We start from the raw sequence: 24,168 nt of genomic DNA on the forward strand, positions 1-24,168 counted from the left end.
ATTGACCTCTGGAGATTGATCTCGGTGAAGCACGATCAGAACACAAGGTGCAGTGCTTGCCTAGCTGGTAAAACTCTACCCCAGGGCCGGGCGGGCCAGAGGTTCGCTCAACACTGTTATCAATTCGTTACATTTGATTTCAGGCGGCATTCATCCTGTGAATTCGCGTGAACTCTCAGCCCTCACCGAGGCCGGTGCCCTCAGACTGTCCGCCCTCGGATCCAGCACTGCCGGCGCCCGAGCCGGTCCCTTCGGATTCAGCACTTCCCGAACCCGAATCCGTGCCGCTCGACGACGGTCCGCGCTGGGCGATGTCCGAGCACACGACGACGGTGAGGTCGGCGGTGAAGTCGGCCGACTGCTCCGTGGCCTCGATGCCGAGGGCGTCAGCGACGAGCTTCGCCTGCGCGGCCGATCCCTCGTCCTTGTAGTAGACGACCGAGTCGCTGCGGGCAGTCGAGTAGTTGCCGACCTTGCCGATGGTCCAGCCCTTCTCCTCGACCGCGTCGGAGAACCTCTTCGCGACGCCGGAGACTCCCGAGCCATTGAGCACGTCGACCGTGAGCGAGGAGTCGACGACGCTGACTTCGCTCTCCGAGGGGCTCGGCGTCGCCGGCGCCGAGGTCTCCGGGGCGGGTTCGCCGACGGTCGTCTCGGGGTCGCGCATGGACGAGGTGATGATGTTGATCGCCGCGACGACGAGGAGGACCGCGACGAGCGCGAGGACGATGACCAGCGTGATCGCCCCGAGGTTCGACGAGGCCGCGGAGTCCTGCCGATGGGCTCCACTGCGGCGGCCTGGCTCGATGGAGTCGAATTCGTCAGTCATGGCTACCTCGAGACGCGGGCCTGCGCACGTTCGCTCTGTCGCGTCGTGCGGATCCGGCGCAGCCGCTTGACGAGCATCGGATCGCTCGCGAGGGCCGCCGGATTGTCGAGCAGGGAGTTGAGTATCTGGAAGTAGCTCGTCGCCGACATGTCGAAGCGCTCGCGGATCGCGTGGTCCTTCGCACCGCCGTACTTCCACCAGCGCCGCTCGAATTCCAGAACGGACACCTCGAGCTCACTCAGTTCAGGGGTGCCCTCGTTCTGCGGCATAGACGGTGTGCTCCTTCGGGTGTGTACTCTGAAGCTTATGCTATCGCCAGAATGACACGGCTGTCATTCCCGCCGCGCCAGCTCGCCCCTCCGAGACCCGCAGGGACGGCGGACTCGGCTCTGCACCGGGGTTTCCCCCTCGCCGAGGCGACCGCCGGGTCCCGCCGGGCGTGACTGTCACCGTTGCGGAAGTCACAGTCGGTCCCGGCCTATGGATCCTGCACGGTCCGAGCGGGGCAGAGCACGACCCGCGCATAGCGGGGCTGTGCACGACCGGGGGCAGAGGCCGATGCCCCTGCCCCCAGTCGGGAGACCGTCGACCCGCAGCGGGTGCGCTGCGGCTCCTCCCTCAGCGGATGCGGATGTTGACCTGTTTGATCTGGGTGAAGCCCTCGAGCATGCCCTCGAGTGAGGCCTCACGTCCGAAGCCCGAGTTCTTCATGCCGCCGTAGGCCTGTCCTGCCAGCTGACCGCCGCCCTGGTTGACCTGGATCCACCCGGACTCGATCCGGTCGGCCATCGTCAGCGCCGAGTCGAGATCCTTCGTGAACACGTAGGCGGCGAGTCCGTACTCGTTCGTGTTCGCCATGCCGATGACCTCGTCGACGGTCTTCCAGGGGATGACCGAGAGGACGGGACCGAAGATCTCCTCCTGGCTCGTCTGCCAGTCGTTCTGGGCCTTCGAGAAGATCACCGGAGCATGGTAGAAGCCGGGTTCGCCGACATTGAGCTCACCGTGGCCGTCGTAGGCGATCTCGACGCCGTCCATCGACTTGCCCATCTCGATGTAGTCAGCGACCTGGTCGTACTGCTTCTCGTTGATGATCGCGCCGATGTCCGTCTCCTCGTCACGCGGATCGCCGACCTTCATCTTCTTCACCGCGGCGACGAGCTTGGCGAGGAACGAGTCGTAGATGTCCTCATGGAGGAAGAGGCGCGAGCCCATCGTGCACGACTGCCCCTGGCGGGCGAAGCGCGTCGAGAGGAGGACCTGCTCGACCGTGTCCTCATCGTCGGAGTCGGGGAAGATGATGTTCGGGCTCTTGCCCCCGAGCTCCATCGACGAGTGCGCCAGACGCCTGCCGGCCACCTCGGCGACGTGCCGACCGACGTTCGTCGACCCGGTGAACGAGAGCTTGTCGACATCGGGATGGACGTTGAGGGCCTCGCCGATGACCGAGCCCTTGCCGGTGACGACGTTGAGGACGCCCGGCGGAAGGATCCCGTCGAGGAGCTCGGCCATCTTGAGGATCGTCAGCGGAGCGTCCTCGGCCGACTTGAGGACGATCGTGTTGCCGGCGGCGAGCGCGGCAGGGGTCTTGAACGCCGCGATCATCAGCGGCGAGTTCCACGGGAGGATGCCGGCGACGACGCCCAGCGGCACCCGCTTCGTGTACTGGAGCTGCCTGTCTCCGGCCGGCAGGGTCGTGCCCTTGACCTCACCGGCGACGCCGCCCATGTAGCGGAAGAGATCGGCGAGGATGACGGTCTCGGGCCTCGCCTGCGTGCGGATCGCGTTGCCGGTGTCGAGCGCGGTGAGCTCTGCGAGCTCCTCCGAACCGGCTTCGAGCGCGTCGGCGCACTTGATGAGCAGCTTCTGCCGCTCCTTGAACGGCAGTCCTGCCCATTCGGGGAAGGCGGCGCGAGCGGCCTTGACCGCCCGGTCCGCGTCGGCCTCCTTGCCCTCGGGCACCGTGGCGATGACGACGTTGCGGTCGATCGGGGTGATGACGTCATGAGTCTCTCCGTCGAGGGCGTCGACCCATTCTCCGCCGATGTACATCTTCCAGGGTGTGGCGTCGGGAAATTCCGTCATTGGGGTGCTCTCACCTTCCAGGTTCTCCGATGAACTCGTTCTCCCGAGCATAGCCCCTGGCCCCTGCCGATCTGAACGCCGGAGGGCTGGGCGATCATGCACACCTCGTCTGCGCTCGGAGCACACGGCGGCCGACGCGTGCTCGATAGAATCACCGGCATGACCTCGAATGCGCAGCTGAGCACGATCATGTCCCCCGACTGGGCCGAGGCGCTCGCCGACTCCGAAGCCGACATCCACCTCATGGGCGACTTCCTCCGAGCGGAGAACGCCGCCGGACGCTCCTACCTGCCGGCGGGCGAGGCGGTCTTCCGCGCCTTCGCCGAGCCCCTGTCCGAGGTCAGGGTCCTCATCGTCGGCCAGGACCCCTACCCGACCCCGGGTCATCCGATCGGCCTCTCCTTCGCCGTCGACCCCGAGGTCAGGCCGCTGCCGCGGTCCCTGACGAACATCTACAAGGAGCTCGCCGACGACCTCGGGATCCCTCCCGCCGCCCACGGCGACCTGCGCGCGTGGTCCCGGCAGGGAGTCATGCTCCTCAACCGCGTCCTCACCGTCAGCCCCGGCTCCCCGGCCTCCCACCGCGGCAAGGGCTGGGAGGCGATCACCGAGCGGGCCATCCGGGCGCTGATCAGCCGTGACCGTCCCCTCGTCGCGATCCTCTGGGGTCGGGATGCGCGGAACCTCGCCCCGCTGCTCACCTCCGGCCCCGCCGAGGTGGCCATCATCGAATCCGCGCACCCCTCCCCGCTGTCCGCGTCGCGGGGCTTCTTCGGCTCGCGGCCGTTCTCACGGACGAACGAGCTGCTCGCGCAGAAGGGCATCGCCCCGATCGACTGGCAGCTGCCCGCCCAGGAGTGAACGCAGACCTCAGCCCTGCACGTCCTTCGGCGGTGCCTCCCCTGAGCGCACGGAATCGGCGACGGATTCCGCCTTGCGGCCCTTGAGCGGGCGGGCGAGGTAGCTGCCGAGGACCGCGCCGACGGCGAGTGCGGCGTTGGCGAGGATCGCGGTGAAGAGCGCAGAGAGGCCCTCGGCGAAGGTCGTCGTCTCCGTCTCCGCGACGATCCGGTAGACCGCGGTGAAGATCGAGAGTCCCTGGAGCAGGGTGTAGATCGCAGGGATCGTCAGCACGATCGCCGGTGCTCCCAGCCGCAGTGCCAGGGGCCGGGCGAGGAAGCCGGCGACGGTGGCCGAGAGAAGGCTCGCGAGCACGTTGTCCATCCCGAGCAGGGACAGCGACATCATCGTGATGAATGAGGCGAGGCCGACGACCGCGGCGGGGAGGATGAACCGCCTCGAGGCCTGCATGCCCACGGCACCGGCCATCGCGACGACCGCTGCCGCACCGAGCGAGACGATCATCGCAACGACGTGGACACCGGAGCGGGGCACGAGGATCTCGATGGGATCCATGCCGAGCGCCTGCCCGCACGCGACGCCGAATGCCAGTCCGGAGACGATGCCCGCGAAGGAGAGGAACACCCCGACGAGCCGCCCGGCTGCGGTGAGCGGGAAGTTCGTCAGCGCATCCTGGACGGAGGAGTAGAGCGACTGCGTGGGCAGCAGAAGGACGATGGCCGCGGCGACGAGGTACTGCGGGGAGTCGATGAGCCCGAAGTTGCCCGCCGCCATCGCCACGAGAGTGCCGATCGCCGCCTGGAGCGCGGTGATGAAGAACGACGGCAGGCTCGTGCGGCCGATGAGCTTGCCGAGCTGGAAGATGAACACGGCCATCGCGATGCCGAGGACGATCGCGATCGGACCGCCGCCGAGGAGGAGGACGAGGGAGCCGACCATGAGCCCCCACGCACCGGTGACGAACCATTCCTTGAAGGGCCGACGCTGCGAGCGGATCGCATCGAGGCGGCTGCGGGCGTCCATGAACCCGATGCGGCCGTCGACGAGGTCGGAGACGAGCTTGTGGACGGAGGCGAGCTTCGCGTAGTGGGTCGACTCCCCGCGGTTGACGCGCATCACTGTCATCAGCCGCCCGTCCGAGGTCGAGTAGTGGACGACGAGCGTGCTCGAGGTGAGGTCGACCTCGGCGGTGGAGAGTCCGCACGCCGTGCACGCGGCGATGACGGAGACCTCGATGTCGTTCGTGCCCGCCCCTGCGCGCATCATGATCGCGGCGATGTCGGCGGCGAGGTCGAGGATCATCCGCGCCTCATCCTCGCTCGGTTCGCTCGCCTGCACGGGCGCCTGGTACGGGGTGCCCTTGAGGACGGTGATGATCGGCACCGGCTGGGTGTTCACCGAGGTGCCGGTGACGAGCCTGCCGACGGTGCGGCGGGCCACGCGCTGGGCGACCCGCTGGGAGGCGCCGAGGTGGTCGGTGCGCGGTTTGGTCTGCTTCTGCGTCCGGGCTCTGCCGTTGCCGGTGCGCTGGGGCTGGGACTGGAGTTCGGCCAGGCGCTGCGCTCGGGTGCGTTCGAGCAGCTCGCGCAGGGCCTGCGACCCGGCCTCGGACCTCTCCCGGCCCCGCACGGGACCGGTCTCGGCATCCTGGTCGCGGACCACCTTGGCGGGGGCCCGGTCGACGGGGATGTCAGCGGTCGTCGCATCCTCGGTCACCGCACCGTCGAGGGGGATGTCGGCGGTGGTCGCCTCGTCGGAGTCGATCCCGGCTCCGGTCACGGCGTCGTCTGGGGGCCTCTGGGTCACGGCTCGCTGATGAGAGTCGGACCGTACGGGTCGGCCACCTCGGCGGTGCCGGTCTCCTGGTCGAAGGAGTAGACCAGGCGTCCGTCGACGAAGACCTCCTCGGCGCGGGAGTCGAGGTCGAGCGGATCGCCGGACCAGATCGCGAGGTCGGCGTCCTTGCCGGGGGCGAGCGAGCCGAGCCGGTCGTCGAGGCCGAAGATCGCCGCCGGATTGATCGTCAGCGCCTCGAGCGCGACGACGGGATCGAGGCCCTCCTTGACGGCGAGCGAGGCCTCGTGGATGAGGAAGTTGATGGGGATGACCGGATGGTCGGTGGTCAGCGCGATCCGCACCCCCGCCTCGGCGAGCGCTGCGGCGGTGGCAAGGGTCCGGTCACGGAGTTCGACCTTCGACCGGCTCGTCATCAGGGGGCCGAGGATGACGTCGATGCCCTTCTCGGCGATGAAGTCGGCGATCTTGTGGCCTTCGGTGCCGTGGTTGATGACCAGCCGGTACCCGAACTCCTCGGACAGCCGGATCGCGGTGGCGATGTCGTCGGCCCGGTGGCAGTGCTGGTCCCATGCGAGGGTCCCGTCGAGCACCTCGGCGAGCGTCTCCTTGACGAGGTCGCGTTCGAAGGGGGTGCCCTCAGCCTCGGCGTGGTCGCGCTTGGCCCGGTAGTTCTGTGCCTCGACGAAGGCGTCGCGGATGATCTTCGCGGTGCCCATCCGGGTCGAAGGCGTGACCTTCTTGTCCCCGTAGACCCGCTTCGGGTTCTCCCCGAGCGCGGACTTGACCGAGAGGTCCTGCGTCACGAGCATCTCGTCGACGACCCGGCCCCAGGTCTTGACGAAGGCGGTGCGCCCGCCGATGGGGTTGCCCGATCCGGGTTTGATGAGCGCCGAGGTGACGCCTCCGCGCAGGGCATCCTTGAATCCCAGCTCGGCCGGGTCGATCCCGTCGAGGGCGCGCAGGCCCGCCCCGTTGGGGTCGGTCATCTCGTTCGTGTCGTCGCCCGACCAGCCTTCTCCGTCCTCATGCACGCCGAGGTGGCCGTGGGCTTCGATGAAGCCGGGGACCACCCAGCGGCCCGCGGCGTCGATGACCTCGGTGCCCTCGGGCACCTCGGTCTCCGGTCCGCCGACGGCGGCGATGCGGCCGTCGGCGAGGACGATCGTGCCCGACTCGATGGGTTCGGCACGCTCACCCTGCGCATCGGCGATCGGCAGGATCCTCGCATTGACAATGGCGACGTCGTGGCGTGCGGGGACGGGGACCGATCGATACATCGTGCTCCTTCAGATGCGTGTGCCGGGTGCTCTTCGCTCAAGGTGCGCGGCTGCTGTGCCGCGGTGTCGAGTCTACGCCACGGGGGTGCCCGTTCAAGGCTCTCACCACGCGGTCGAGGCACCTCTGGGGCATCTCCCGCCGACGACTCAGCGGGTGTGGCGCGCATGCACAGATCAGGCGGTCGGGCATGGGAGCGGCATGGGGACTGTGGGTATAGGTTGGAGAGAGCGGACGAACGATCAGAAGGAGCTGAGGATGCTCGAAACCATCACTTCCTACGTCGCGATCGGCGACTCCTTCAGCGAGGGCCTCATGGACCCCGACCCCGACGGCACCCCCGACCGATTCCGGGGGTGGACCGACCGGCTGGCCGAACTCCTTGTCGACTCTCCGGCCGGTGGACCCGAGCTCCTCTACGCGAACTTCGCGATCCGCGGCCGCCTCCTCCAGGGTGTCATCGACGAGCAGGTGCCGAAGGTCCTCGACCTCAAACCGGACCTCGTGAGCTTCTGTGCCGGCGGCAACGACTGCCTGCGCCCGCGCACCGACATCGACGGGCTGGCGAACCAGTTCGAGCGCGCCGTCATCGCGATGCGCGACGAGGGCATCGAGGTCGTCATGGCCAACGGCTTCGACACGGAGACGATGTCGCCGCTGCTGCGCGCGGTGCGTCCGCGCGTCGGCGTCTACAACGCGCACCTGTGGACGATCGCGCAGCGCCACGGTTGCCACATGGTCGACGTCTGGGGTCTGCGCCCCCTCTACGCCGAGGACATGTGGGCCGAGGACAAGATCCACCTCTCCCCTGACGGCCACGACCTCGTCGCCCGGCAGGCGCTCGCGACCCTCGAATCCGGTCATTCGCTGCCGACGACGGGCTTCGGGATGCCGCCGCGCACGACCCGGGCGATCCGCGACGTCGTCGTCGAGGAGTCGAAGTGGGCGCGCGAGCATCTCGCGCCGTGGGTGGGCAGGCGGCTGCGCGGCCAGTCCTCCGGCGACCTGCTCAGCCCCAAGGTCCCCGACCTCTCCCCGGTGCGGAAGATCGCGGTCGACGACGAGGTCGACGTCACCGCCGCCGCTCACGAGCCCGGGTTCTCCGGCGGGGACCCCTCTGACGGCGAGGGCTCCGGGTCCGCCGAGGCCGCCGGCGAACGGACAGGGGTCGACGTCGAGACCGCACAGCTGATCAGCGACGACGGCCGGTTGGCAGTCGACGGCAGGCGAATCGTCAAGGAGGACGAAGATGAGTGAGACACACGGATCGACCGAAGATGCGCGCAGCGAGGCACTCGACGCGCTCGGGCAGCGGCTCGGTGCTGAGCCGAACATCGTCCGCCACCCCTACGGGGACGATCCCGACCAGTTCGTCGAGGTCCACGGGGACCCGGCGACCGCCTCGGCGGTGGTGGTCTTCGTCCACGGCGGATACTTCCGCCCGAGCATCGACTTCGTCCACGCCAGGCCGCTCGCCCAGGCGCTCGCCGAGACCGGGGTGCTCTGCGTCCTCGTCGAGTACGGACGCATCGGCGGGCAGCCGCGCTGCCTCGACGACGTCACCGCGGCGATCAGCTTCGCCCTCGATTCGCTCGAGGCGTGGGGTGTGGCCGCCGAGGCGCGGGACCGGCCCGTCGTCGCGGGGCATTCCGCGGGAGGGTGCCTCGTGCTCGCATGGGCGAGCCACCTCGATGCGGACGGTCCTGACTTCCGGCTGCGTCCGCTCGCTCCGATCTCGGATCTGCTCCGGGAGGTCAATGACGGACTCGCCGACGGTGCCGTGCTCGACTACATGGGCGCGCCTCCGCAGGAGGACCTCGCCGCGTACCTGTGGGAGGACCCGCGGTCGCGGGCGGTGCTCATCCCCGAGCGCGCCGATGCCCACATCATCCACGGCGACGCCGACGGGATCGTCGACGTGTCGTTCTCGCAGAACTTCCCGGCACAGCTGACTGTTCTGCCCGGCGCCGATCACATGGACCTCGTCGAGCCGTCCTCGCCGTACTTCCCGCAGGTCGTCGAGCTCCTCTTCGGGGACCGCTGAGCACACGCCGCCGGACGATCCCAGCAACCCTCCGGGCGCTGAGCCACCCTGCACCGGGTTGCCGAGCGCCCGGACGGGTGCTCAGTGCTTCGGGGCCGTCCGCGTCCCGGGGCCGTTCTCGATGCCGGTGCGGATGTCGAAGAGCTCAGGGAAGAACGTGAGGTCGAGGGCCTTCTGGAGGAATCCGACGCCGCTCGAGCCGCCGGTGCCGCGCTTCATGCCGATGATCCGCAGGACCGTGCGCATGTGGCGGTAGCGCCAGAACTGGAAGTTCTCCTCGAGGTCGACGAGCTCCTCACAGCTCTCGTACTCGAGCCAGTACTCCTCGGGGTTCTCGTAGATGATGCGGAAGGTCTCGAGCAGCTCCTCGTCGAAGGTGTGCGAGACGGAGACGTCGCGGTCGAGGATGCGCTGCGGGACGGGCAGACCGCGGCGGGAGAGGAACCGGAGGAACTCGTCGTAGACGCTCGGCTCCTCGAGGTAGCGCCGCAGCTGCGCCTGTGCTTCGGGTTCGGCGTCGAAGACGGCGAGCATGCCCTTGTTCTTGTTGCCGAGAAGGAACTCGACGGCCCGGTACTGCCAGGACTGGAAGCCGGAGGACTGACCGAGTTCGTCGCGGAAGCCGACGTACTCGCTCGGGGTGAGCGTCGCGAGAACCGACCACTGTTCGGTGAGGGTCTTCTGGATGTGCTTGACGCGGGCGATGCGCTTGAGCGCGAGCTGCAGCTGATCGGCGGCGATGAGGCGGCGGGCGTCGAGGAGTTCGTGGATGACGAGTTTGAACCACAGCTCGGTCGTCTGGTGCTGGATGATGAAGAGCAGCTCGTCATGGTGCTCGGGATCGCTCACCGGATGCTGCGAGGTGAGGAGCCGATCAAGGTCGAGGTACGACCCGTAGGTCATCTGCTCCCGCAGGTCGGTGTGGATCTCGTCCTCGAGGGCGCGCTCGTTCTTCTCGGCTGTCGACGTGTCATGAGTCATGGGACAAGGATGTCATGGCCGGTGCCCACCCCCTCGCCGAGGCGGTCGATCGCCGCCGAGGCGGGCGCTCGGTCTGAGCCTCCACCCCAGCCGGTACGGTCGGCTCAGTCGGCGCCGGGGCGGCGGCGTTCGGGTTCGGCGACGTCGCGGACGTGGTCGACGAGCTCCTTCCACTCCCCCGTGAGCTCCTTCTCCCCGAACCGGGCGTGCCCGAAGCGGCTCTCGATGAGGTAGACGTAGCGATCGGCCGAAGACACCGACCCGCCCGGAGCGGCGCCGGTTGCCGCCGCCTGCCCACCGGCACCCGATGCTCCAGCGTGCCCGTCGCCTCGGCTCGGCCACGGGAGGTCGGCGACGCGTTCGCCGAGCTCCTCACGGTGTTTGCTCGTGTCGATGTCGAGATCCCACACGAGGAGGAATCCGCCGATCCCTCCGCTGCGCTCGACGAGGAGGTGACCGAACTCCCGGTCACCGGATCCTGCGGTGCTCACCAGCTGCTCCCTCGGTTTCCCCGGGCTGCGGGCCCGGTGACGACGCCGACGGTCGTCCATCCTTCGACGACCGCGTCGTGGACGTCAGATCCCTCTCCGAACTGGTCGGCCGCCTCGGCGATGGTGAGATCTGCGAACTGCGCGAAGTCGGTCGTCGTCGTGATCTCGGATCCGGTGAGGACGCCGTACCAGACCTGCCCGACGGTCTCCCACGCGGGACCGCCGACGGTCGTCGCCGCGACCGCGAACGCGCGGTTGGGGATGCCGGAGTTGAGGTGGACGCCGCCGTTGTCGGATTCGGTGCGGACGAAGCCGTCCATGTGGTCCGGCTGCGGGTCCTTGCCGAGGACGTCGTCGTCGTACGCGGTGCCCGGGGCGATCATCGAGCGCAGGGCCTTGCCGGTGACCGCCTCGGTGAAGATTCCGGCGCCGATGAGCCAGGTCGCGTCCTCGGCGTTCTGCCCGGCGGAATGCTGTTCGGTCAGCGCCCCGAAGACGTCGGCGCAGTGCTCGTTGAGGGCGCCGGACTGGTCGAAGTACTCGAGGTCGGCGGTGTGGGTGATGACGCCGTGGCTGAGTTCGTGGCCGATGATCGACAGGGAGCCGGTGAAGCCTGTGAACACCTCACCGTCGCCGTCGCCGAAGACGAGGAGGCGACCGTCCCAGAAGGCGTTGTCGTAGTCCTGACCGTAGTGGACGCTCGCGAGCAGGGGTCCGCCCTGACCGTCGAGGGAGTTCCGGTCGAAGGCCTCGGCGAAGAGGGCATACGAGGCGCCGAGGCCGTCGTAGGCTTCGTTGACCGCGTCGTCGGCGACGGGTCCCTCGCCCTCGCTGCGGACGAGGACGCCGGGCAGGTCCTCCTTGTTCTGCGCGTCGTGGATCTGGCGGTTCGGACCCGTCGCCTCACCGGCCTGGGCGCTGCGGGTCCGGGCAGTCGCCGAGGAGTCGTCGGGTGCTGCGCGCAGGCCTTCGGCGCGCAGCTGACGCACTCGGGCGTCGGCTCTCAGGCCCGTGCGGGCGGCGTCGGCGGCGCGGGGGAACCTCTCGCCGCCGTTGTCGGCGAGGTTGCTGAGCAGGTACGGCGGGACCACTGTGTTCGCTGTTCTCATGTGACCACGCTCTCATCTTCGCCCGAGTGTTCGATGGGAGCGGCGTCACAGCGGTCGGAGAAGACGCCCGCACACCGCCCTGCGGACGCCTCGGTCGGCCCATGGGCACCCTCCATAGACTGGTGATGTGCTCAAACCCATCCTGTGGCCGGTGCTCATCCCCTCGCTGCTCTTCGCGGCGGGACTGGGAGCGATCCTGCCCGTCCTCGTCCTCGGTGCGCTCTCGCTCGGGGCGAGTTCGGCGTTCGCGGCCGCGACCGTCGGCATCATGGGCGCGGTCTCACTGCTCGCGACGGTGCCGGCGGGGATCCTCATCGACCGCCTCGGCGATCTTCGCGCCATGGTCGTCGCGACGGTCACCGCGATCGTCGTCCTCGCAGCGATCGTGGTCGCGTTCCTCTGGGACTCGGCGGGATCGATCGTCGTCTACACGATCGCACTCATGCTCTTCGCGCCGGTGTCCGATGTGTGGAACCTCGCCCGGCAGGCCGTCGTCGCCGAGGTGATGCCCTCTGCCCATCTGGCCAAGGCGATGACGGCGCTCGGCGGGAGCATGCGGGTGGGCAACCTCGTCGGGCCGATCATCGGTGCCGGACTCATGCTCGTCTTCCCGATATGGTCGGTCTTCGTCTTCGCCGGTGTCGCCGGGCTGCTCGCGATCCTCGTCCTCGCCCTGCCGATCGCACGGATCCCCGACTACGGTCAGACCTCGGGAGACGCGGCGACGGGAACGGCGTCGGCGCATTCGGACCACCGTGAGACTGCCCGAGGTCGAGCCGACGCGGCCGACGCCACCACCGTGACGACGGTCCCACGCGATTCCCAAGCCGCCTCCGACTCAGCGCAGCATCCGATCTCAGGTGACACTCACGCTCAGGGGGCGTCTGCAACTGCCGCACCACCTCGGCGAGCCCGCCTCGATGTGCGCTGGAACGCCGTCATCCTCGTCGGGATCTCGATCATCACGCTCACCGTGGCGCGGTCGGCACAGCCGGTCGTCATCCAGCTGTGGGGTGTCTCGATCGGACTGCACGAGTCGCAGATCTCGCTGCTCATCGCCTTCGGGGCGGGGCTCGAACTCGTCTTCATGTTCCTCGGTGCCTACATCAAGGACCATCTGGGCCGGGTCGCCACGCTCGTCGCCTGCCTGACGATCTTCGGGGCCGGGTTCATCGCGATGGTGACGATGCCCACCCTCGTGGGCATGATCGTCGCGGTCGGGATCATGGCCGTGGGCAACGGCCTCGGCGCGGGGGTCAACATGACGATCGGCGCGGACCTCTCGCCTGCCATCGGGCGGGCCCGGTTCCTCGGAATCTGGGCGATCTTCAACAACGGCGGCAAGCTCGCGGGCCCCTCGGTCATCGCCCTCGTCATCGCGATCGCCTCGCTGCAGTTCGGCGTCCTCTTCACCGGCCTCTTCGCGATCGCCGGTGCCGTCTGGGTGCTCGTGTGGGCGAAGAGGATCGGCCTCCCGGGGCGGAACGCGGGACAGGAGCGCCCGCCAGCCGGGGCGGAGCCTCAGGCCGCCGGGCGCGCCGGCCGGTCGAACGAGGCAGGGAGCCGACCCACCGACGAGGATCAGACCGGACAGTCCCCCTCCGAGTGGTCATCGGCCGACCACCCGAGCCGGAGATGACGATCGGGCCCGGCAGCAGACTGCCGGACCCGATTCGGTGGAGCCCCCTGTCAGACTCGAACTGACGACCTTCGCTTTACAAGAGCGGTGCTCTACCAACTGAGCTAAGGAGGCGCGGGCGCGGTTCTCCCGCGCTCAATGCCTACACGATAGTAGTCCATCGGGCACTCGGGCGACAAAAGCCGGAGCTCTGAGAGCGTCGGGCAACTCGGCCGCTTCGGCGGATGATGGCCAGGGCTCATTCGGGGTGATCCTGCGGATTCTCCGGTCACTGCCCCGAGGTCCGGAGGATTGACTGGTCACTCCGCCGAGGCGACCGGGCCGGGATTCACCCGCCGACCACGCCCCAGTGACCACCAAATCGCCCGTTGCGGTCGAAAAACCGAGGGGAATCAGCCAGATCGGCCAATTTCCCTCGGTTTTTCGACCGCAAACGGTGGGAGGGCTCAGAACCTCAGTTCTGAACCTCGCCGGTGGCCTTGAGGATCTCGATGGCCAGCGACTGCGGGTCACCGGTCTGCTCGGTCTGCTTGCCGTTGATGAGGACCCACGGGGTGGCGTCGACACCCGAATCGAGAGCCTCCTGGGTGGAGTTCGTGACGTACTTCTTGAAGGACTGGTCGGTCACGCAGCTCTCGACGGTCTGCTCCGGATCGGAGTTGAGCGCCTTCGACGTGTCGACGCCGGCGTCCGAGGCGACCTTGAGCAGCTCCTCGTCGGTGCGTCCGCTGGTGCCCTCCTCGGGCTGCTGAGCGAAGAGCGCCTCGAAGAGCGCTCCGGCCTTCTCCGGCTGGGAGTCGACGACGCATGCGGCGAGGTTGGCGGCGCGCGTCGAGTACTCGTTGCCGTTGGAGAAGCGGTCAAGGATGGCAATCGGCTTGTATTCGAGGACGATCGTGCCCTCTTCGACGAGCTTATTCAGCGTCGACGCGTTGGTCTCCTCGAACGCCCGGCACGCGGGGCACTGGAAGTCGATGAAGACGGTGACGGTGGCGGCATTCTCCTTGACACCGGCCTCGGCCGGCGTCGGCAGCGACGACTCCTCGCCCTCGGGCATGTTCATCGGCTGGACCACGGTTCCGCCCTTGGCGAGGCTGACGCCCCCGGCGACGTAGTTCGCCGGCGGGTTCGCGGGCCTGGCCGACTGGACGACGAGGAGGGTGACGATGACGGCCACCGCGACGACGACCACGCCGATCCCCGAGTAGAGGATGATCTTGGCGGTCTTCTCCTTCTTCGCCTGAGCTGCTGCGATCTGACGGGCATTCTCGCGTGCCCGATTCCGCTTCTCCGCCGCGGAGTTGTCTTTCGCCATGGTTCCTCACGTTGTCGATCGTCCGACTGGGGGTCGGTCCCGGTCGGCGCGAACCGACATCAGACCCGTCGGGCGGTGCTCCGCCCCGACGCTCCCACTGTACCGAAATCGCCTGTCACGCGACTCCCAGTGAAATTCAAGGTTCAATCATCGCAATCGTCGCCCATGCGCGGGGGCTCGACCCCTTCCCCTGCGCGGGGCTCGACCCCCTCCCGTGCGCAGTGCTCAACCGCCTTCCACGGCCGGGTCCTCCGGTGCGATCATCCCCGCCGAGGCCACCCCTCGTTCCGTACGGCCCATGCCCTCCGTCCCGCAAACGCCGGGGAGACTCTCAGACAGGTCCCGGCAGCCACGCAAACGGGCTTTCGGGCAGAGGCCACCAGTTCATCGCGGCACCGGAGGTGATGACCATGATCGCGAGCACAATGAGTACGGCGATGACGCCGAGGGCGATGAGCCTGCCCAGGCCATTGCGGGTCGCCCCGGAGACGATGAGCCGCGAACCGTAGCGCAGGCTCGCAGCCCCCGGACCGACCCAGAGGACGAGGCCGCCGGCAGCCGCTGCCGCCCATACCGACCACTGCTCGGAGAGCTCGCCGGGGACGATGCCTGCGACGTCGAGCCTGGTGAGCACGAGCATCGCTACCCCCGCGATCGCGGGAAGGAGGAACGTCGCCACCGAGGTGAGCACGGATGCCAGCAGCGCTCCCGGCGCCGAGGCGACCGACCGCAGCGTTCCGCCGCCGTCCTCGCCACGCTCATAGCGGTAGCGCTGGACCTTGCGGTCGAGACGGGTGGCCGTGCGCGCGAGCACCGACCAGGCGAAGGAGAACGCGGTGATGACGAGCGGACTGAGCGGCATGATCACCGCCGCGAAGACGACGAGGGCGAAGACGACCCATCCGCCCGTGCGGATGGAGCGGTAGGTCAGCGGCGCCCACTGCTCGCCGGGCTGGATTCCTGGACCGCCGCCCTCATGCCCGACGGGGCCGATGCCGACGGGACCACGACCGGCATGTCCGCCCTGGCCCGACCACCCGCCTGCCGTGACATCGCCTGGCCCGTAGCCGCGGCTGCCGAGGTCGGCACCGGCGAGCGCCGAGCCCGGCGCGGCCTGGATGGCGCCGTTGGGATTGCGCACGGGACCCGCCGTGGCCTGGCGCATCGTCCCGCCGCGGGGGTCGAAGCCCGACTGGCCGGCCCCCGGATGGAGGGAGGTCGGGCGCATCGGCGCCTGCCCGGCGGACGGGCCCTGGGCGAAGCGCTGGCCCTGGGACGACTCCCCCGGGAACGGACGCTGCCCCGGATGCTGCTGTCCCGGCGCCGAGGAACCCGGCTGACCTGCGAAGTTCGTCGTCCCGGGAGACTGCGCCGGAGCGTACCCGCGGCCCGGCATCATGTCCTGACCGCCTCGCGGACCCGCAGCGGCATGGCCAGCAGCGGCCTGACCCGCAGCGGCATTCCCGCCGCCGGACATCCCCGCAGCCATCGCACCGCCGACGGCAGCCCCGCCCATGGCAGCTCCCCCGACCACGGCGCCCCCGTGCGGATCCTGTCCCGGGTATCCCCCGCGCAGCACTCCCCGGCCATCGGCCGAGTCTCCGCCGCCGGGCGCCCCGGACCGCGATTCGTCGACGGCCGGCATGACGGCGGTGCGCTGGACCCCGGGGCCCGATCCGGAGCCGAGCTGCGGCATGCGCCCCGATTCGATGTCGACGAGCGCATCGAGGATCATCTGCCCGCTCGGGCGCCTCTCCGGCTTCGGGTCGAGGCAGGCCTTGAGCAGGGGGACGAAGTTGCGTGGGGTATCAGCGAGGTCGAACTTGCCGAGCGCCACTCGGCCGAGCACCGCTTCGAGCGGTCCCGCGCCGTAGGGGTTGCGGCCGGTCGCCGCGAACGCCATCGTCGCAGCCCAGCCCCACCAGTCGGTCTTCTCCGACGACGACTTGCCGTCGGCGATCTCCGGGGAGAGGTAGCCGGGCGTGCCCATGACCAGCCCCGTCGCGGTCACCCGCACCTCGTCGGCGACCTGGGCGATGCCGAAGTCGATGACCATCGGCTCCCCGTCCATGATCATGACGTTCGCCGGTTTAAGGTCGCGGTGGATGACACCGGAGTCATGGACGGCACCGAGAGCGTCGAGGAGGGCATGACCGAAATGGACGAGCTCGTCCTCGGCGAAGGGACCGTTGTCCCGGACGTCGTCGGAGAGCGTCTGACCGTCGACGAACTCGGTGATGATGAAGGGCTGCGCGGAGTCGAGCTCGGCGTCGAGCACCTCGGCGATGCGGGGATGGCGGATCCGCCGCAGCGTCCTCACCTCCCTGGCCAGACGCTTGCGCGCGGTCTCGTCGCTGGCGATGTGCGGGTGGAGGACCTTGACGGCGACAGGATTGTTGCCGCCGTCGACACCGAGGTAGACGACACCCATGCCGCCCGAGCCGAGCTCCTCGATGAGGCGGTAGCCTCCCAGATCCTGAACCATCACGGTCACAAGGGTAGTCGAGCGAGTAGAGTTCGTTCCAAGCAACGAGACTTGAGGAGGCGCAGATGAGCACCGTCGACGCCGCTGGATCCGAGACTGCGGAACCGTTCGGCGAGAGTGATTTCGTCGTCGTCGCGAACCGACTCCCCGTCGATCGCGACGCATCCGATCCCGATCGCGAATGGCGTACCTCACCTGGGGGTTTGGTCACCGCAGTCGCCCCGGTCATGAAAGCGCAGGAGGGGGCGTGGATCGGCTGGACGGGTGTCGCCGACGTCGACTTCGACCCCTTCACCATCGATGGGATGCATCTCATCCCGGTGACCCTGACAAATGAGGATGTCCTCAGGTACTACGAAGGGTTCTCCAACGCCACCCTGTGGCCGCTCTACCACGACGTCATCGCCCCGCCCGAGTACCACCGGACGTGGTGGGACGCGTATGTACGGGTGAATGAGCGCTTCGCGCAGAAGGTCGCCGAGGTGGCCGCCGAGTCCGCGACCGTGTGGGTCCACGACTACCAGCTCCAGCTCGTCCCGCAGCTCGTCCGCCGGATGCGCCCGGATCTGCGGATCGGCTTCTTCAACCACATCCCCTTCCCGCCGTTCGAACTCTTCGCGCAGCTGCCGTGGCGCGACGAGATCCTCCGCGGCCTCCTCGGCGCCGACCTCATCGGCTTCCAGCGCCCCGCGGACGCCGCGAACTTCCGTCGGGCCGTGCGCGGTCGGCTCGGCTTCACGACGAAGGGCTCGACGGTCACCGTCCCCGCCGACGGCGACCTTCCCGGTCACCTCGTGCGCGCCGAGGCGTTCCCCATCTCCATCGACACCCCCTACCTCGAAGAGCTCGCCGCCGACCCGAAGATCATCGAACGGGCCGCACAGATCCGCGAGGAGGTCGGCAACCCGAAGGTGATCATGCTCGGCGTCGACCGGATGGACTACACGAAGGGCATCCGGCACCGGCTCAAGGCTTTCGGCGAGCTGCTCGCCGAAGGCAGACTCGACGTCGAGGACATCGTCCTCATCCAGATCGCCACCCCGTCCAGGGAGCGGCTCGAGCAGTACAAGCTCATCCGCCACGACGTCGAGCTCGCGGTCGGGCGGATCAACGGCGAGCAGGCCGACATCGGCTCGATCGCCGTCCACTACCTCCACCACTCCTATCCGCGCGATGAGATGACGGCGTTCTTCATCGCCGCCGACGTCATGCTCGTCACCGCCCTGCGCGACGGAATGAACCTCGTCGCCAAGGAGTACGTCGCCTGCCGCCTCCACGACGACGGTGCGCTCGTCCTCTCGGAGTTCGCCGGCGCCGCCGAGCAGCTGGCCGGGGCGGTGCTCGTCAACCCGCACGACATCGGCAACCTCAAGGCCGGCATCCTCGAGGCCGTGAACATGGACCCGAAGACGCGCAGCCGGCGGATGCGGCAGATGCGGAAGAAGGTGAGGACCGACACCGTGAGCGCGTGGTCGAAGAAGTTCCTCGCCGAGCTCGATGCGATCCGCGACACCCCCGAGGCCGTCGTCCCCGACCGTCCCGCCCCGCAGGGTCGTCCCGCTGCCCAGCCGGCCGCCCCCGAACAGGCACCGTCGACTCCAGCCCAGGAGACGGCTCCAGCGCCCGAATCGGCTCCGGTGCCCGAGCGCTCGCCGGTCGCCCCGGTGCCGTCTGCGACACCCGCGGCCGCACCCTCGTCCTCCACGCCTGCGTCGACCGACGGCGCGCAGTCCACACCCGACACCCGTTCAGCGACCTAGGAGCCGCCGTGACCTCGGACTCGACCTCGATGCCGCCTGCCGTTTCCGATTCCCTCACTCCTCCGCTCAGCGACCCCGCTGACGTGGATCTGCGCCCCCTCGCCGAGGCGGACGACCTCCTCGTCGCCCTCGACTTCGACGGCGTGCTCGCCCCCTTGCAGGACGACCCCTCCCTCAGTCGGGTCCTGCCCGCCTCGGCGGAGGCGATCGCGAGGATCGCGTCCCTGCCGAACACGCAGCTCGCGCTCGTCTCCGGCCGGGACGTTGCGACCCTGCGCGAGCTCGCCGATCCTCCGGCCTCGGCGATGATCGTCGGCTCCCACGGGGCGGAGATCGACCTCGGCCCGGGGCAGGACGCCTCGGGGACGGAGTCCGCAGCGACCGCCTCGGCGCCGGACCCGACCGAGGCGAACGCCGTGACGAACGACGAGGAGGAGCTGCTCGCGGCGATCGATGACCACCTCGCCGAGCTGACGACGTTGAGCGACCGCGAGGGCTTCGACCTGCGGATCGAACACAAACCCTATTCGCGCACCGTGCACACGCGCGGAATGGCACCCGGGCTCGCCGCGTCCCTGCGCGAGCACGTCGTCTCGGTCCAGGCCGAGCACGGCGGCATCCGCGTCATCGAGGGACACGACATCACCGAACTCGCCGTGAGCCAGGCGACGAAGGGCACCGGCATCCGGGCGCTGGTCGCCGAGGTGCACCCGACAGCGGCCCTCTACCTCGGCGACGACATCACCGACGAGGACGCCTTCGCCGAACTCGCGGAGATGCGGCCCGAGGTCACCGGGGTCGGCATCAAGGTCGGATCGGCACCGACGCAGGCCGAGCTGCGCATCGCCGACCCCGACGCCGTCGCGACGCTCCTCACCCGCCTCGCCGACGAGCGCGCGGAGTTCACTGCCTCCTGACGCGGACGCCGCCTGGGTAGGATTCGCTGGTCACTCCGCCGAGGCCTGCAGGATTTGCTGGTCACTCCGCCGAGGCTGCGAGTATTTGCTGGTCGATCCGCCGAGGTCGATCAGCCCGATCCGGCCCGCCAGCCTCGGCGCAGTGACCAGCAAATCGCAGGCGCACGGGCGACGACATCGGGCACGAACGACGACATCATGTGCGGGCAACTCTGCAGGGCATCGAGGTCCAGGCCCCGCGTCCTACCTTCGCTGCGGGGGCACGGCGCTGGCGCGGAGGACGAGGTCGGGAGTGACCGAGTAGTCGACCCGTCTCGCTCGCGTCGGGGCGGCGATCATCGCCTCCACCTCGTCGAGGGCCGAGGCCGCGATCGTCTCCCAGTCGTAGCTGACCTGCGACAGCGGCGGGGCGATGACGTCGGCATCGGGCATGTCGCCGACCGTGAGCAGCGAGAGGTCCCGGGGGACGTCGAGACGGGCGCGCGCGGCGGCCTCGAGGATGCCGAAGGAGAGCGAGGGCGCACACGCGATGAGGGCGGTGCACCCGAGGCTGAGGAGCTCCTCGGCGGCGGCGACCCCGGCCATCGGACCGCCCGCGGCCTCGACGACGGGCGCCTGATCCCGGGTCGCGGGGATGTGGAGGACGCTCGCCATCGACCGACGGAACCCGGCGATGCGGGTCGCGGCCGCAGTGTCGCGGAGCACGGCGAGCCCGATGCGGCGATGACCGAGGTGGACGAGGTGCTGGACGGCGGTGGCGATGCCGTCGGAGGCGTCGAGGACGATGCGGGAGATCCCGTCGTCGTGGCGGGCGTTCGAGACGCGGATGAGCGGCAGCCCGCGCTCGGAGAGTCTGGCCGCGAGCGCCCCGGCCGCTCCCCCGCCGAGGACGATCGCTCCGGCGATCCGCGGACCCGAGGATTCGCCTCCGTGCTCGGCGACCGGGCCGAGCAGGGAATCGGCGATCGCCTCGGTGCGCTCGAGTTCGGCTTCGACGTGGACGACGGCGATGCCCTGGGCGAACATCCGGTTGGTGAGGATCTCGAAGAGGTTCGTGTACGGGTCGACGTTGCCGGCGGGGGCGGACGGGCGGACGAGGGCGATGAGGGGGATGCCGGACGGGTTCACCGCCGGGGTCTCGATGCCGAGGACGGAGAGCGCTTGGCGCACCTTCTCCGCCGAGGCGGCCGAGACCGCTCCCGGGTCCCGCAGCGCACGGGAGACCGTGGCCGTCGAGACCCCGGCGAGGTCGGCGATCTCGGCCAGGCGCACCTGCTTCGAGGAGGCGCCCATCACTGCCTCGCCGCTGCGGTCGAGCCCCTCGCGAAGAGGCGCGGGCGGAAGACCGGCGGGACCGTGGCGGGACCCCCGGGGGTGATCCGCAGGGTGCTCAGCGTGGCCTCGATGAGCGCCTGGGAGAGACCGTCGACGTCGATGCCGAGCACGGTCGCCGGCGGCCCGGTGAAGCGCATCGTCGGCGAGTCCCCGAAGCCGACGAGCGACATGTCCCGCGGCACCTGGAGGCGACGGTTCCGCAGTCCGTGCAGCGCCCCGTGGAGCTGGAGCGCGGACTGGACGATGACTGCCGTGCACGTGGCGTCCTTGAGTTCGAGGATCGCCCGGGAGCCGCCCGAGAAGGACTTCGGGACCGGGGCGATCCAGTCCTCAAGCGGCAGTCCGTAGGACCGTGCGGGATGCTCGGCGAGGAAGCGCTGGATCAGCTGGGTCGCGAGCTCCCCGGTGTCGTTGCAGATGAGACCGATGCGACGGTGTCCGATCGCGCGCAGATGCTCGAACGCCGTCGTCATCCCCCCGCCGAGGTCGAGGCGGGCGGCGATGATGTCGCCGGTCCCGCCCTCGGCCAGGCTCGCCGACTGCTCGTCGACGCGGATGCACGGGATGGAGGTGTGCAGGGAGGTCAGAGTAGGGGTGACGAGGGCGACGGCACCCGCGGCGATCGCGATGTCGAGCGGCGCGGAGTCGGTCTCGACGGGCGGGCGGGTGATGAGCAGCCCCTGGTCCTGGAGGGCGGTGGCGACCCGGGTGCACACCTGCGTCTGCCAGTACTCGGGGTTGCCGGGGGCTCCGACGGCGACGAGGCGGCGCGGAGACTCGGGCAGCAGGGTCGAGCGGGTGTAGCCGAGTTCGTCCATCGCGGTGAGCACGGCGGCCCGCGTCGTCTCGGCGACGGCTCCGCGGCGTCCGATCACCCGGGACACGGTCGCCAGGGACACACCTGCGCGTGCGGCGACCTCCTCGAGCGTGACCCTCATGGTCCCGAGTCTACTGATCGGCTCTGCTGGTCGGCTTTGTCGATCGGCTCTGCTGGTCGGCTCTGCGGTTCGGCCTCACTGGTCGGCCACGGTCGACGGATCCCGTCGGCCGCCTCGGCGAGGTTCGACTCAGCCCGCGTTCAGGCCCGTGCACATGCGCTGTCACAGTGCTGAGAATCACTCTACGCTGTGTCGAAGTCCCTATCTCCGGGCGGCGGCGACCGCATAGGATGAAGGGGACTGAGCATCCCTGCAGGTCACCGACGACCTGCTGCTCACGGCCGACGGAGAAGGAGCTGACATGTCAACAGTGTCGTTGAATGGCCTCAGCCACGCGTACGAGAACACGGTGTCCCCTTCGGTCCATCCGTTCAATCTCTTCATCGACGACGGCGAGTTCCTCGTCCTCTACGGCCCCTCAGGATCGGGCAAGTCGACGATCCTGCGCATGCTCCACGGACTTGAGGCTCCGAGGTCGGGGACGATCCTCATCGACGGCGTCGACGTCACCCACGCCGCCGTCAACGACCGCGATGTCACGCTCGCGCTCGAGTCCTACGCCCTCTACCCGCACATGAGCGTGCGCGACAACCTCGGCTTCGCACTGCGCATCGACGGTCTGCCCGCCGAGGAGATCGCTTCCCGAGTCGAGTCCGTGGCCGAGAAGATCGGACTGAGCTCGATCCTCGACTCCGTGCCCGGGGACCTCTCTCCCCTGCAGCGACAGACGATCGCCCTGGCCCGGGCGATCGTGCGCGAGCCCAAGGTCCTCATCATGGACGAACCCGTCGTCAACCTCGTGCCCGAGCACCAGGCCGACACCGTCCGCCTCATCAAGGACCTCCAGCAGGACTTCGGGCTCACCACCCTCTATGCGACGTCGAACCTCGAGGATGCGAAGATCCTCGCCGACCGCATCGCCTTCCTCGACCACGGCCGGCTCATCGGAGTCGAGGAGCCGGAGGTCGCCGAGGCGCTCGTCGCCTCGATCGCCGACACGGACAGCTGACCAGTGCCCGGCTCCGCAGGGGCCGAGACCACGACCTCGGGCCCCACGATCCACACCGTCGACCCCGCCGACCGGGCGATGTTGGCGCAGCTGCCATGGGATCTTCCGCTCGCCGACTGGCCGACAGACCTCATGGGCGGACTCCCCCGCGGCATCTCCCGCCACATCGTGCGGTTCATCGAGAACGGCGACGAGCTGCTCGCGATCAAGGAGACCGAGGACCGGCAGGCGCTGCGGGAGTTCGACATCCTCGGCGTGCTCGAGAACCTCGACGTCCCCTCCGTCGAACCCCGGGCCTACATCACGGGACGGCGCACCGCCGACGGGCAGGAGCTGCCGGGAGCGCTCGTGACCACGCACCTCGACTTCTCCCTGCCCTACCGAGCGCTCTTCTCGCGTGCGCTCGCCGAGGACACGGCCGGCCGCCTCGTCGACGCCCTCGCCGTCCTGCTCGCCCGCCTCCACCTCGTCGGCTTCTACTGGGGGGACGTGTCCCTGTCGAACACGCTCTTCCGCCGTGACGCCGACGCCTATGCCGCCTACGTCGTCGACGCGGAGACCGGGGAGCTCCACGACTCCCTGTCGGACGGGCAGCGAGAGATGGACCTGCGGATCGCACGGACGAACATCGCCGGGGACTTCCTCGACCTTCAGGCCGCCGGCCTCGTCGAACCCGACGTCGACCCGCTCGCCGCCGGGGACCGCCTCTTCGAGGCCTACAACGGGCTGTGGGCCGAGCTCACCCGGGTCGAGGAGTTCTCCGTCAACGAACGCTGGCGCATCGACGAGCGCATCCGCCGGCTCAACGATCTCGGCTTCGACCTCGGCGAGCTCACGGTCACGACCGACCTCGACGGGGTCAGCCTCCTCGTCGAGCCGAAGGTCGTCGAACCCAACCACCATTCGAGGCGTCTGCTGCGCCTGACGGGAATCGGGGCGAACGAGAACCAGGCGCGCGCGATGCTCAACGACCTCGACTCCTACCGGACGGCGCCCGGGTTCACCGGCGGCGCGCACGGATCCGGTGAGATGCCGGTCGAACTGAGCGAGGAGGAGGCAGCGAGGATCTGGCTCGACGAGGTCTACAAGCCGCTCATCGGCGGGATCCCTGAGAGCCTGATGAACAAGCTCGAACCCGGGCAGATCTTCTACGAGTTCGTCGAGCACCGCCGGGTCATGGCCCAGGCGCGGCAGCGCGACATCCCCCTGCGCGAGGCGATCGCCTACTTCATCATGGACGACCTCGCGAAGCTGCCCGACGAATCCCGGTACGTCCAACCCCCGCCGAGGTGACGGCC

At 69.1% G+C, this 24,168-nt stretch carries 20 protein-coding genes and 1 tRNA gene; 8 read left to right on the plus strand and 13 right to left on the minus strand.

Annotation, left to right across the window (positions count from 1 at the left end; all coding sequences use genetic code 11):
• Nucleotides 1-175: 175 nt before the first annotated feature.
• From AC0VYB_RS14830 to AC0VYB_RS14840, 3 genes are all read right to left on the minus strand, one after another.
• Entirely contained in the window at nucleotides 176-829 is a 654-nt protein-coding gene (locus AC0VYB_RS14830; protein WP_259800827.1) for a LytR C-terminal domain-containing protein, read from the minus strand.
• 2 nt (nucleotides 830-831) lie between these two features.
• Nucleotides 832-1,098, minus strand: coding sequence for a DUF3263 domain-containing protein (locus tag AC0VYB_RS14835; protein ID WP_009376448.1), 267 nt, complete (start codon nucleotides 1,096-1,098; stop codon nucleotides 832-834).
• 349 nt (nucleotides 1,099-1,447) lie between these two features.
• Complete coding sequence (locus AC0VYB_RS14840; RefSeq protein ID WP_009376449.1) at nucleotides 1,448-2,914, minus strand: aldehyde dehydrogenase family protein; 1,467 nt, start codon at nucleotides 2,912-2,914, stop codon at nucleotides 1,448-1,450.
• Nucleotides 2,915-3,073: 159 nt separating this feature from the next.
• Between AC0VYB_RS14840 and AC0VYB_RS14845 the strand changes: the two genes are divergently transcribed.
• Nucleotides 3,074-3,775, plus strand: a complete 702-nt coding sequence (locus AC0VYB_RS14845; RefSeq protein ID WP_095376308.1) for a uracil-DNA glycosylase — start codon at nucleotides 3,074-3,076, stop codon at nucleotides 3,773-3,775.
• A 9-nt stretch (nucleotides 3,776-3,784) separates the two neighbouring features.
• On the opposite strand, the gene AC0VYB_RS14850 is transcribed toward AC0VYB_RS14845, so the two are convergent.
• Entirely contained in the window at nucleotides 3,785-5,581 is a 1,797-nt protein-coding gene (locus tag AC0VYB_RS14850) for a threonine/serine exporter family protein (RefSeq protein ID WP_475384787.1), read from the minus strand.
• Nucleotides 5,578-6,849, minus strand: coding sequence for an amidohydrolase (locus AC0VYB_RS14855; protein ID WP_063248846.1), 1,272 nt, complete (start codon nucleotides 6,847-6,849; stop codon nucleotides 5,578-5,580). The genes AC0VYB_RS14850 and AC0VYB_RS14855 overlap by 4 nt, the downstream gene beginning before the upstream one ends.
• Before the next feature lie 256 nt (nucleotides 6,850-7,105).
• Here AC0VYB_RS14855 and AC0VYB_RS14860 point away from each other — a divergent pair, with 256 nt between their 5' ends.
• Together AC0VYB_RS14860 and AC0VYB_RS14865 are read left to right on the plus strand one after the other, a co-directional pair.
• Entirely contained in the window at nucleotides 7,106-8,104 is a 999-nt protein-coding gene (locus tag AC0VYB_RS14860; protein WP_063248845.1) for an SGNH/GDSL hydrolase family protein, read from the plus strand.
• Nucleotides 8,097-8,891 (plus strand): alpha/beta hydrolase, encoded by a 795-nt coding sequence (locus tag AC0VYB_RS14865; protein ID WP_193338523.1) that lies wholly within the window; start codon nucleotides 8,097-8,099, stop codon nucleotides 8,889-8,891. Before AC0VYB_RS14860 ends, AC0VYB_RS14865 begins: the two co-directional genes overlap by 8 nt.
• A gap of 81 nt (nucleotides 8,892-8,972) precedes the next feature.
• On the opposite strand, the gene AC0VYB_RS14870 is transcribed toward AC0VYB_RS14865, so the two are convergent.
• The 3 genes from AC0VYB_RS14870 to AC0VYB_RS14880 form a co-directional block, all read right to left on the minus strand.
• On the minus strand, nucleotides 8,973-9,872 hold the full coding sequence (locus AC0VYB_RS14870; protein ID WP_063248843.1) for a tryptophan 2,3-dioxygenase: 900 nt from the start codon (nucleotides 9,870-9,872) through the stop codon (nucleotides 8,973-8,975).
• Nucleotides 9,873-9,976: 104 nt separating this feature from the next.
• A complete protein-coding gene (locus AC0VYB_RS14875; protein ID WP_063248842.1) occupies nucleotides 9,977-10,363 on the minus strand; it encodes a hypothetical protein in 387 nt (128 codons plus the stop codon).
• Nucleotides 10,360-11,472, minus strand: a complete 1,113-nt coding sequence (locus tag AC0VYB_RS14880) for a M4 family metallopeptidase (protein ID WP_063248841.1) — start codon at nucleotides 11,470-11,472, stop codon at nucleotides 10,360-10,362. Before AC0VYB_RS14880 ends, AC0VYB_RS14875 begins: the two co-directional genes overlap by 4 nt.
• 127 nt (nucleotides 11,473-11,599) lie before the next feature.
• On the opposite strand from AC0VYB_RS14880, the gene AC0VYB_RS14885 reads away from it, so the two are divergent.
• A complete protein-coding gene (locus AC0VYB_RS14885; RefSeq protein ID WP_063248840.1) occupies nucleotides 11,600-13,111 on the plus strand; it encodes an MFS transporter in 1,512 nt (503 codons plus the stop codon).
• Nucleotides 13,112-13,149: 38 nt separating this feature from the next.
• Here the strand turns inward: AC0VYB_RS14885 and AC0VYB_RS14890 are convergent.
• From AC0VYB_RS14890 to AC0VYB_RS14900, 3 genes are all read right to left on the minus strand, one after another.
• A tRNA-Thr gene (locus AC0VYB_RS14890) sits at nucleotides 13,150-13,225 on the minus strand.
• 340 nt (nucleotides 13,226-13,565) lie between these two features.
• Nucleotides 13,566-14,426 carry a DsbA family protein gene (locus AC0VYB_RS14895; RefSeq protein WP_063248839.1) on the minus strand — a complete coding sequence of 287 codons (861 nt, stop codon included), beginning with the start codon at nucleotides 14,424-14,426 and terminating at the stop codon, nucleotides 13,566-13,568.
• 331 nt (nucleotides 14,427-14,757) lie between these two features.
• Nucleotides 14,758-16,911 (minus strand): serine/threonine-protein kinase, encoded by a 2,154-nt coding sequence (locus tag AC0VYB_RS14900; RefSeq protein ID WP_063248838.1) that lies wholly within the window; start codon nucleotides 16,909-16,911, stop codon nucleotides 14,758-14,760.
• Nucleotides 16,912-16,976: 65 nt separating this feature from the next.
• Between AC0VYB_RS14900 and AC0VYB_RS14905 the strand changes: the two genes are divergently transcribed.
• On the plus strand, nucleotides 16,977-18,671 hold the full coding sequence (locus tag AC0VYB_RS14905; RefSeq protein WP_063248837.1) for an alpha,alpha-trehalose-phosphate synthase (UDP-forming): 1,695 nt from the start codon (nucleotides 16,977-16,979) through the stop codon (nucleotides 18,669-18,671).
• Between the two features lie 8 nt (nucleotides 18,672-18,679).
• Complete coding sequence (gene otsB, locus AC0VYB_RS14910) at nucleotides 18,680-19,588, plus strand: trehalose-phosphatase (RefSeq protein WP_063248836.1); 909 nt, start codon at nucleotides 18,680-18,682, stop codon at nucleotides 19,586-19,588.
• Between the two features lie 243 nt (nucleotides 19,589-19,831).
• On the opposite strand, the gene AC0VYB_RS14915 is transcribed toward otsB, so the two are convergent.
• Together AC0VYB_RS14915 and AC0VYB_RS14920 are read right to left on the minus strand one after the other, a co-directional pair.
• Entirely contained in the window at nucleotides 19,832-20,881 is a 1,050-nt protein-coding gene (locus AC0VYB_RS14915; RefSeq protein WP_366231678.1) for a LacI family DNA-binding transcriptional regulator, read from the minus strand.
• Nucleotides 20,881-21,861, minus strand: coding sequence for a LacI family DNA-binding transcriptional regulator (locus AC0VYB_RS14920; protein ID WP_063248834.1), 981 nt, complete (start codon nucleotides 21,859-21,861; stop codon nucleotides 20,881-20,883). Before AC0VYB_RS14920 ends, AC0VYB_RS14915 begins: the two co-directional genes overlap by 1 nt.
• 301 nt (nucleotides 21,862-22,162) lie before the next feature.
• On the opposite strand from AC0VYB_RS14920, the gene AC0VYB_RS14925 reads away from it, so the two are divergent.
• Together AC0VYB_RS14925 and AC0VYB_RS14930 are read left to right on the plus strand one after the other, a co-directional pair.
• On the plus strand, nucleotides 22,163-22,870 hold the full coding sequence (locus AC0VYB_RS14925) for an ABC transporter ATP-binding protein (protein ID WP_223289914.1): 708 nt from the start codon (nucleotides 22,163-22,165) through the stop codon (nucleotides 22,868-22,870).
• A 3-nt stretch (nucleotides 22,871-22,873) separates the two neighbouring features.
• Nucleotides 22,874-24,163 carry a DUF4032 domain-containing protein gene (locus AC0VYB_RS14930; RefSeq protein WP_009376470.1) on the plus strand — a complete coding sequence of 430 codons (1,290 nt, stop codon included), beginning with the start codon at nucleotides 22,874-22,876 and terminating at the stop codon, nucleotides 24,161-24,163.
• The last annotated feature ends 5 nt before the right edge of the window (nucleotides 24,164-24,168 follow it).

This window comes from Brevibacterium sp. Z349TD_9 (assembly GCF_056173565.1).